Origin of the sequence: Mycobacterium sp., from assembly GCF_050701675.1 — a bacterium.
In the GTDB taxonomy this organism is placed as follows: Bacteria; Actinomycetota; Actinomycetes; order Mycobacteriales; family Mycobacteriaceae; genus Mycobacterium.
Window position 1 is genome coordinate 1 of the sequence record NZ_JBOGDD010001238.1, and the last position, 8,852, is coordinate 8,852.

The following is an 8,852-nucleotide window of genomic DNA, read 5'->3' on the forward strand; positions in this document are numbered from 1 at the left end:
ATGTGGGTCAACTCCGTTGCCCTGGAACGTGCGGGTATCACGTCGGACACCCCGGACCCGGAACTCGGCGAGATCCCGCGCCGCGACGACGGTTCGGTGCTCGGAACCCTGCGTGAGTGGGGCGCAGTGGATCTGATCACCGCGGTCATGCCCGCGCGCGACGAAGGCGTCAGGGTGGCCGCGCTCGGCACCGCCGCCGACTACTACCTGGCCAGGGGAGTGACCTGGGTGCAGGACGCCTGGGTGGAGCCCGCCGACGTCGACACCTACATCGCCGCAGCCCGTAGTGCCGCCCTTCGCGTTCGATTCAACCTCGCCCTGTACGCCGACCCGCGTCACTTCGACTCGCAGCTCGAGCACTTCGCGGAGGCCAAGCGCCGCGTGGCCGAGCTCGGGTCACCGTTCCTGACGGCGCAGACGGTGAAGTTCTTCGCCGACGGCGTGGTGGAGAACGAGACCGGCGCCCTGCTGGCGCCGTACTGCTCGGGCCTGCACTCGCACGGGATGACCGTGTGGGAGGGGCACACCCTGGCCGAGGCCGCCCGCAAGGTCGACGAGCTCGGCCTGCAGATCCACATCCACGCCATCGGCGACGCCGCGGTGCGCCAGGCGCTGGACGCCATCGAGTACACGGTTGCGCAGAACGGGCCTCGCGACCGTCGTCCCGTGATCGCCCACGTGCAACTCGTCGACGACGCCGATCTTGAGCGCTTCGCCACGCTCGGCGTCATCCCGTGCATGCAGCCGCTGTGGGCGCAGGAGGATGCGCTGATGAACGTGCTGACCGTGCCGCGTCTTGGGCGCGAGCGCGCCGACAAGCAGTACCGGATGCGATCGCTGTCCGATTCGGGGGCGCCACTGGCCCTCGGCTCTGACTGGCCGGTGTCCTCGGGGGCGCCGCTCGACGGCATCGCCATCGGGGTGACCCGGCAGACCGCGGAGGGCGAGCCCGCGGGCGGTTGGACGCCCGAGGAGATCCTCACCATCGAACGCGCTCTCGGCGCCTATACCGCAGGCGTCGCGAGTCAGGCCTTCGCCGACGGGGTTTGGGGCCGGCTGAAGCCCGGCGCGAGCGCAGATCTGTTGTTGCTGGACCGCGACCCGCGAAACACGTCCGCGCCGGAGCTGCCCGGCATCTCGATTCGGGCCACCTACGTGCGTGGCGAGGTCGGATATTCGAACAATGAGTAAGAGCCCGGAAGGGAACCGCAATGTCATCAAATGAGCCGTTGGTCGGAGTGTCCGCTGACCCACACGAGGGTCACCTCAAGCGGGCGCTGGGCGTGCCGTCGCTCACGCTGTTCGGCCTGGTCTACATGGTGCCGCTCACCGTCTTCACGACGTATGGCATCGTCACCCAGGTATCCGGTGGCCGGGTCGCGCTGTCCTACGTGTTCACCCTCGCCGCGATGATCTTCACGGCGCGGTCGTATGCGCGGATGGCGGCGGCGTTTCCCGTTGCGGGTTCGGCCTACGCGTACACGCAGAAGACGTTCGGGGCGCCCATCGGATTCCTGGCGGGGTGGTCGCTGCTTCTCGACTACCTGTTCCTGCCGATGCTGAACTACCTGGTGATCGGGCTGTACCTGAACGCCGCAGTGCCGTCGATCCCGCAGTGGGTGGTCGTGCTGGTGACCATCGTGATCGTGACGGTGCTCAACATCATCGGCATCGTGTCGGTGGCTCGCGCGAATGCCCTCATCATCGCCGTCCAGGCGATCTTCATCGTGGTGTTCTTCGTGATGTCGATCGTCACCATCTCCGGTCTCGGCAAGGTCGACGTCATGGCGCCGTTCAGCGGTGACGGCACGGCCCCTGGGTTGTCCCCGGTCCTAGCCGGCGCGGCGATCTTGTGCCTGTCATTCCTCGGATTCGACGCTGTGTCAACGCTTTCCGAGGAGGCCAAGGACGCCAAGCGAGACGTGCCGCGGGCCATCATGATGGCTACCGTCATCTGCGGCATCCTGTTCGTCCTCCTGTCGGTGGTCGCCCAGTTGGTCTTCCCGTCGAACTCGTTCGCCGACGTCGACACGGGCTCCACGGATGTGATGCTCGCTGCGGGCGGACAATTCCTCAACATCTTCTTCACCGCAGCGTACGTGGCGGGCGCGCTGGGCTCTGCACTGACGTCGCAGGCCTCGGTGGCGCGGATCCTGTACGCGATGGGTCGCGATGGGGTCCTGCCGCGCAAGGTCTTCGGGCATGTCTCGGTGAAGTTCAGCACGCCGACGTGGGCCATCCTGGTGGTCTCGGCGGTGTCGCTGTTCGCGCTGGTGGTCGATCTGGCGACGCTGTCGTCGGTGGTGAGCTTCGGTGCGCTGGTCGCGTTCTCGGTGGTCAACCTGTCGGTGCTCAAGCACTACTTCATCGATGAGGGTGAGAAGAACATCTTCAACAACTTGCTGCTGCCGCTGATCGGCTTCGCCCTCACGGTGTGGCTGTGGACCAGTCTCTCCTTCGACGCGCTGGTGATCGGATTGATCTGGCTGGCAATGGGGTTCGTGTGGCTGCTGGGCGTCACGCGCGGATTCCAGCGGCCCACGCCGGTGCTGGACATGGCCGAGAACTAGGACCAGCTGCGGGCGGCGGCAATCAGTCCGTCGACCAGTCGGGACGTCGCGGGGGTCAGGCCGTCGTCACCGGCGACGCCGCTGCGCGGGCTGATCCCGCGCACCCGTGGCGTCAGTTCGAGTTGCGCGCCGCCGCCGCGGGCGCGATTGACCGGATTGTCCTGGTGCAGCCCGCGCAGCTCGCGGGGGATGGCCTCCAGGTCGGTGACCACTTGGTAGCCGGGCACCGACACGTGGTGGGCCAGGTGGGCGGCGAGTGCTCGGTTGCCACCCCCGGCCAACAGCTGCATGGTGCGGCCGATGCGGCCGTAGCCGTGTAGCGACACGACGACGTCGACGTGGTCGAGGAAGGCGTCCAGACGTGCCGACTCGCCGGCCCGGTACGACGCCGACGGCAGATGGTGCGGGTAGTTCTCGGGATGGCGCACGACGTACACCGACGCGTCGGCGTCCTGCGCTGCGCGTTCGGCGATCACGTCCGTCATCTTCTCCAGGCCGCCGCCGTGGATGGCGAGGAAGCCGAATCGGGAGCGCAGCGTGCTGGCCTCGACCACGCCGGGGGCGTCGAGCAGTGTCGAAAGGGTTTGCGGCGCAGGCAGTTCACTCGGCTCGAGGCGGCGGGGCCAGTTCATCGGATCCCACCGTTCGAGGAAGTCCAGCCAGCGCTGGGGGAGGCCGTGATGTACGGCGCCCGCCATGATCCGCTCGAGGTAGCCGGGCCGCGGCGCGCCCGTCTCGACGCGGTGGTCGACGTAGACCCAGGCGTCGGCGGGTCCGTCGTCGGTGTGCACCGTCATGCGGTCGCGGCGGTAGCGCACGGGGACGCCCTCGGCGCTGTCGAGCACCTCGAGGTCCTTATCGCTGATCTGCCAGAGCACGCCGTGCACCTGCGCGCCGTCGAGTGGCTCCACGGTGGCGACGCCGCGCTCGTTGATCAGCCAGTCGTGGTCGGCGAGGGTAGCCGGTCGTGGGTTCGTGGCGTCGGGGCAGCGGTGCGCCATCTGGGTCACGTCCAGGTTGGACCCGTACGCGAAGTAGGGCTGCATTCAGCCGGTGACCGTCAGGTAGATGAGGACTAGACGGGCCTGCGCGCTTCGCGTGACCTGTGGGAACAGTGGACTCTCCTCACGCGTGCGACGAACCATCTTGACGGCGGCGAAGCGAATTGGATCATTCGAGTCGCCGGACATCCAGCGTATCCCTGGCCCGGTGCGCGCGAATCGACCCAGGTTAATTCAGGAACTGTTGAAGGGATTGGCGGATGGCGGGAAGTGCCGTCGCTGCTTCATGTTCGATGAGGGCGGCTTCGGCGACCATGCCGACCCACAATTGCGCGCTTTCGTAGGGGTGTGCGCGTTCGAGTGCGGCGAAGTCGGGACGGCACAGCTCGGCGTTGGCATGGTTCCGATGTCTGATCTCGTCGGTTACCGCCGGCTCGGCGCGCGCTTCCAGCAGCAGCGCGCGAACGCCGCGGTCGCGCAGGCAACCGTCGAGGCAAGCGTTCGTCCCGATCACTAGACGGTCGCGCCCGGGGGACATGTCGACGATGGCGGCCCGCATCTGGGTGGCCAAGCGTTCGTGGAATTCACGGTGCAGCTCAAGCAGATACGAGGCGCGGTCACCGAAGTGGTGGAAGAACGTGCCCTTTGCCACCCCGGCGTCCTTGACGATGAGGTCGACGCTCAAACCGCTGAGACCGGTGCGTTCGGCCAGCCGCAGGCCGGCATCGACGAGGGCTTCTCGGGTCTTGGCCATCGCTTCCTTGCGCCGACCCGGTGGGGCGGCGGGCGGCGTCGGGCTCATGGGAGCACTTTAGCCACGGCTTTGCGCTGACTGCGGCGCGCGAGCAGTGGGAGCGGTCATCGGTGACTCCTTGAGGTCGGGGCACCCGCAATGCTAACTTTGACCGACTGGTCGGTCAATGAACGGAGCATGAGATGGCCATGATGGTGGAGACGCGGGTGGGGAAGGTTGCCTACAGCGATACCGGCGAGGGGCCCGTGGTGGTCCTGCTGCATGCGACGCTGCATGACCGCCACGACTTCGACGCGATAGCACCGAGCCTCAGTCGCGACCACCGCGTCATCGCAGTGGACTGGCCGGGTCACGGCGACTCGCCGGCCCCGACGCCGAACTACCGGCCGACCGCGGTCTCCTTCGCCGACGTTCTCGTCGACCTGGTTGCCGCACTCGATCTGCCGCCCGCCGCGTTCATCGGCAACTCCGTCGGCGGCTTCGCTGCGGCGCGGCTGGCGATCACCGACCCCCACCGGGTCTCGCGGCTGGTGTTGGTCAACTCGGGCGGTTTCATCGCCAGCCCGGCCAGCAACTTCTACACCCGAGTACTGGGAAGGCAGGCGGTGATGAAACGAGTGCTACCGCGGTTCATCCGCAGCTACATGAAGGCGACCAGTGGCACCGACCGAGCCGTTCAGGAACGCGAGCTGGCCCGTGCGAAAACCCGCGAAGGCGTCATTCTCACGGCGGCGATGTGGCGCAGTTTCGCGTCGCCGGAACACGATCTGCGCCCGCGCGCCGATCGCATCACCGCGCCGTGCCTGGTCATCTGGGGATCGAAGGACACCGCAATCCCAATGAGATTGGGACGTACTACTGCAGCGGCCATCCCGGGATCGCGACTGGAAGTGCTGCCAACGGGCCACGTGCCGTTTGCCTCCGACCCCGACGGATTCCTCGCGATCGTCGCGCCGTTCCTGGCCGCCGCCAGCGCCTAGCTACCCCTTCACCGTCAGATAGACGAGAACCACGTTGAGAACACTGATGACCGCGGCGACCGTCCACCCCAGTGCGGTGGTGACGCGATGATTGACGTCGCCGCCCATCAGCTCCCGGTTGCTGGTCAGCCGCACCAACGGGATCAGGGCGAATGGAATGCCGAACGACAGCACCACCTGTGACAGCACCAGCGCCCGGCTGGGGTCGACGCCGATCGCAAGCACCACCAACGCGGGGATCAGCGTCACCACCCGTCGCAGCAGCAGCGGATAGGACTTGCGCAGCAGGCCCTGCATGATCATGGCGCCCGCGTAGGCGCCAACCGACGTGGATGCCAGGCCCGACGCCAACAGGCCGATGGCGAAGAACAGTGCGACGGTGTGGCCCAACGTGTTCTGCACCGCGGAGTAGGCACCCTCGATGGAGCCGGTGTTCTCCACGCCCTGGAGATTGGTGGCAGCGACGAGCAGCATGGCCAGGTTGACCGCGCCAGCGACGAGCATGGCGAGGCCGACGTCGTAGCGGGTGACTCGCAGCAGCCGCCGCCGGGGCGCCCCGGCCTCCAGGTGGCCGTGGCGGTCGCGGGCCAGACCCGAGTGCAGATATACCGCGTGGGGCATGACCGTCGCGCCAAGCATCGCCGTCGCAAGCAGAATGCTCTCCGGGCCCTCGAAGTGGGGGACCAGACCGCCGATTACGTCGCCTGCCGATGGCGGCTCGACGAACAGGCTGGTCAGAAATCCGATGGCGATGACCAGCAGCAGACCGGTGATGACCCGCTCGAACACTCGCTGGCCGCTGTGGTTCTGTACCGCGAGCAGCAGCAGCGATACGAACCCGGTGATGACGCCGCCGAGCAGCAGCGGGAGATCGAATAGCAGGTACAGCGCGATGGCCCCACCGACCACTTCGGCGAGATCCGTTGCCATGGCGACCAATTCGGCCTGTATCCAGTACGCGATCCGGGTGCGGGGGCGGGAGTGGTCGGCGACGGATTCCGGCAGTGTGCGTCCGGTGACGAGGCCGAGTTTCGCCGACAGGTACTGCACCAGGCCCGCCATGACGTTGGCGACCACGATGACCCACACCAGGAGGAAGCCGTACTGGGCGCCTGCGCTGACGTTGGCGGCGACGTTTCCGGGATCGACGTAGGCGATGGAGGCGACGAACGCGGGCCCCAGCAGCCAGCCTGCCGCGCGCACTGGCGTCTTGATCTCCGTCGACAAGGGCATTCACCTTCTATCCGGGTATGCGAATAGAAAAGTTAGGTTAGCCGAAACCTTGCCGACGAGCCAGTCGGAGTCCTACCAGGGAAACCCGATGGCGTAGCCGCCAAAGGGCCACCACTGGGTGTTGTTCATCGCGGGCGGCGACGTCGTGATCTGCGAGTGCCCACGGGTCTCGCACTGTGTCGTCGTCGCGTTGATCCTGATGCATGTGGGTGAGGCAATGGCAGCCGGCGCGAACGCCAACGTGCCCGCAACCGCGGCCACCGTGAAAGCCATTGGTAGGCAATGCATCTTGAGCCTGATCAGCGGGCAGGCGCTAGCGGTGGCCACCGCCCCCACCGCCGCCACCGCCGCCGTGGGGACCACCACCGCCACCGCCACCGCCGTGAGGACCGTCCGGGCCGCTGTCCCCGATGATCAACGCAGGCCCGTAGAACTCGTCGTCCCACGGGTACGAGTACACCGGCTCGGGCGCGGTGGCGTTGATCTGAACGTTGCCTGGCGAGGCGCACTCGGTGGTCGTGGTGCCGGTGTACCCGCTGCCGTCACCGGTCGTCGTGCACGTTGGCAGGTTGGACACCTCGTCGCTGGGGTCGGCCGAGGCGACCGGGGCGGCGACGACGGCAGCCGCAACGCCTGCCGATGCGAGCACGCCAATGAGATACCGCATGCGCATGGGAGGCCCTTCGTTTACGAATATTGGCAGTCAATTGCCAGCGTACAACCCTTTTCCGGTGATGAGAGGCAAGTCGGACGTGGTGCGGATCCCCGGCAGTGCGGCGACGACCTCGGGGATCGCGTTGACGACGCGCGCCGCGGTCGCGACGAGGCCGGCGTGATTGTGATCGCCGTTGGGACTGCTCAGGCACAGGTCCACCGCATAGCTGGGCTCGCCGGTGATCTCGATGCGGTACGAGCCGCCCTCCTGCGCGGGTTGCGGCCATTCCGGACACAGGTCGTCCCGGATGCGCGTGACGTGTTCGAGCACCACGACGGCCTTGCCGCCGACCATGCCGCGCACCTCGAAGCGCAGGGCAGCCGCGGTTCCCTTGGCGATGTGCCCGGACGCGATGTCGAAGTCCTCGGGCGCCGGCTCGCGGACGTAGGTCTCGGTCACCTCGTCCAGCGAGATGCCGAGGCCGGCGGCCAGCTGTCGGACCACCGACCCCCACGCCAGGCTCAGCACTCCCGGCTGCAGAAGCATGGGGACGTCGTCGAGCGGCTTGCCGAAGCCCATCACGTCGAACATCACGGTGGCGCTGTCGTAGGTGTCGTAGTTGATGATCTCCATGCAGCGGATCTGCTCGATGCTCTGACACGTGCCCGCGAGCGCCATCGGGAGTAGGTCGTTGGCGAAGCCGGGGTCGATGCCGTTGACGAAGATGCTGGCGTTGCCCGCCTCCGCGGCCTGCTGGATGGGCGCAATCATCTCATCAGGCAGTGTGCCCCAAGGGTATTGGAGGAACACCGCGGCGCTGGCGACGATGTTGACACCTGCGGCCAGGATGCGGCGGTAGTCCTCGAGCGCTTCGACGAGTCGGTTGTCGGCCATCGCCGTGTAGACCACGCACTCGGGCTTGGCGGCCAGTATGACCTCGAGGTCGGTGGTGGCGGTGACGCCGGTCGGCTGGTCCAACCCGGCGAGTTCGGCGGCGTCCTTGCCCGCCTTGGAGTCCGACGACACCCACACACCGGTCAGCTCGAACCGGGGATCGATGATCAGCTGGGTGAGCGCGTGCTTGCCGACGTTGCCGGTGCCGATCGCAGCGACTCTGATCGTCATGGCTTGGTCCTCACAGGTCGGGGATGGGGAATTCGAAGTTGGGGAACGTGATGCCGCCGTCGACCTCGAGGGTCTTGCCGGTCAGGTAACTGCCCGCGGGCGAGGCCAGATAGACGGCCGCCGCGGCGATGTCGAGCGGGTCGCCGAGGCGTCGCAACGGCGTGGCCTGCTCCATGGGTTTGCGCAGTTCGTCGTTGCTCGCCAGGATGTCCAGCGCCGAGGTGAGGATCGAGCCCGGCGCGATGGCATTCACTCGGATTCGCGGCGCGAGGTCCAGCGCTGACAGCCGGGTGTAGTGCGCGAGCGCGGCCTTGGCGGTGCCGTAGGCCGCGAACCCGCGGCCTGAGACGCGGCCCATCGTCGAGGTGATGTTGATGATGCTGCCGCCGCCGGAGTGCTCGAGCATCAGCGGAACGGCCGCCGACGTGAGCGCGTGGGCCGTCGTCACGTTGAAGGTGAAGGCGTCGCGAAGGTCCTTGGTCGACGTGTCCAGCAGGGGCGCGGGCATGGTGCCGCCGACGTTGTTGACGACGA

At 67.3% G+C, this 8,852-nt stretch carries 10 protein-coding genes; 3 read left to right on the forward strand and 7 right to left on the reverse strand.

Going from position 1 to position 8,852, the window contains the following annotated elements; genetic code table 11:
• Both ACRDUX_RS38335 and ACRDUX_RS38340 read left to right on the forward strand, forming a co-directional pair.
• A partial coding sequence (locus tag ACRDUX_RS38335; RefSeq protein WP_526422362.1) for an amidohydrolase occupies nucleotides 1–1,191 on the forward strand: 1,191 nt, incomplete at its 5' end.
• A gap of 20 nt (nucleotides 1,192–1,211) precedes the next feature.
• Nucleotides 1,212–2,570 carry an amino acid permease gene (locus ACRDUX_RS38340; protein WP_526422364.1) on the forward strand — a complete coding sequence of 453 codons (1,359 nt, stop codon included), beginning with the start codon at nucleotides 1,212–1,214 and terminating at the stop codon, nucleotides 2,568–2,570.
• Here the strand turns inward: ACRDUX_RS38340 and ACRDUX_RS38345 are convergent.
• Nucleotides 2,567–3,616: a poly-gamma-glutamate hydrolase family protein gene (locus ACRDUX_RS38345; RefSeq protein ID WP_526422366.1), complete on the reverse strand. Its 1,050-nt coding sequence runs from the start codon at nucleotides 3,614–3,616 to the stop codon at nucleotides 2,567–2,569. The two genes, ACRDUX_RS38340 and ACRDUX_RS38345, sit on opposite strands and share 4 nt — an antisense overlap.
• A gap of 184 nt (nucleotides 3,617–3,800) precedes the next feature.
• Complete coding sequence (locus ACRDUX_RS38350; protein WP_526422368.1) at nucleotides 3,801–4,373, reverse strand: TetR/AcrR family transcriptional regulator; 573 nt, start codon at nucleotides 4,371–4,373, stop codon at nucleotides 3,801–3,803.
• Between the two features lie 134 nt (nucleotides 4,374–4,507).
• Here ACRDUX_RS38350 and ACRDUX_RS38355 point away from each other — a divergent pair, with 134 nt between their 5' ends.
• Nucleotides 4,508–5,305: an alpha/beta fold hydrolase gene (locus tag ACRDUX_RS38355; protein WP_526422370.1), complete on the forward strand. Its 798-nt coding sequence runs from the start codon at nucleotides 4,508–4,510 to the stop codon at nucleotides 5,303–5,305.
• On the opposite strand, the gene ACRDUX_RS38360 is transcribed toward ACRDUX_RS38355, so the two are convergent.
• The 5 genes from ACRDUX_RS38360 to ACRDUX_RS38380 form a co-directional block, all read right to left on the reverse strand.
• The gene (locus tag ACRDUX_RS38360; RefSeq protein WP_526422372.1) at nucleotides 5,306–6,532 is read right to left on the reverse strand and encodes an Nramp family divalent metal transporter; all 1,227 of its coding nucleotides are present in this window, start codon (nucleotides 6,530–6,532) and stop codon (nucleotides 5,306–5,308) included.
• 78 nt (nucleotides 6,533–6,610) lie between these two features.
• On the reverse strand, nucleotides 6,611–6,811 hold the full coding sequence (locus ACRDUX_RS38365; RefSeq protein ID WP_526422374.1) for a hypothetical protein: 201 nt from the start codon (nucleotides 6,809–6,811) through the stop codon (nucleotides 6,611–6,613).
• Between the two features lie 40 nt (nucleotides 6,812–6,851).
• On the reverse strand, nucleotides 6,852–7,205 hold the full coding sequence (locus ACRDUX_RS38370) for a hypothetical protein (RefSeq protein WP_526422376.1): 354 nt from the start codon (nucleotides 7,203–7,205) through the stop codon (nucleotides 6,852–6,854).
• A 36-nt stretch (nucleotides 7,206–7,241) separates the two neighbouring features.
• A complete protein-coding gene (locus ACRDUX_RS38375) occupies nucleotides 7,242–8,318 on the reverse strand; it encodes an NAD(P)H-dependent amine dehydrogenase family protein (protein ID WP_526422378.1) in 1,077 nt (358 codons plus the stop codon).
• A 10-nt stretch (nucleotides 8,319–8,328) separates the two neighbouring features.
• Nucleotides 8,329–8,852 (reverse strand): SDR family NAD(P)-dependent oxidoreductase (locus tag ACRDUX_RS38380; protein ID WP_526422380.1); only part of this gene is annotated, 524 nt, incomplete at its 5' end.

Bases quoted from the DNA above. Each gene is read 5' to 3' on its own strand.
- ACRDUX_RS38365 (WP_526422374.1), bottom strand. From the start codon at position 6,811: ATGGCTTTCACGGTGGCCGCGGTTGCGGGCACGTTGGCGTTCGCGCCG.
- ACRDUX_RS38345 (WP_526422366.1), bottom strand. From the start codon at position 3,616: ATGCAGCCCTACTTCGCGTACGGGTCCAACCTGGACGTGACCCAGATG.
- ACRDUX_RS38370 (WP_526422376.1), bottom strand. From the start codon at position 7,205: ATGCGGTATCTCATTGGCGTGCTCGCATCGGCAGGCGTTGCGGCTGCC.
- ACRDUX_RS38350 (WP_526422368.1), bottom strand. From the start codon at position 4,373: ATGAGCCCGACGCCGCCCGCCGCCCCACCGGGTCGGCGCAAGGAAGCG.
- ACRDUX_RS38375 (WP_526422378.1), bottom strand. From the start codon at position 8,318: ATGACGATCAGAGTCGCTGCGATCGGCACCGGCAACGTCGGCAAGCAC.
- ACRDUX_RS38340 (WP_526422364.1), top strand. From the start codon at position 1,212: ATGTCATCAAATGAGCCGTTGGTCGGAGTGTCCGCTGACCCACACGAG.
- ACRDUX_RS38355 (WP_526422370.1), top strand. From the start codon at position 4,508: ATGGCCATGATGGTGGAGACGCGGGTGGGGAAGGTTGCCTACAGCGAT.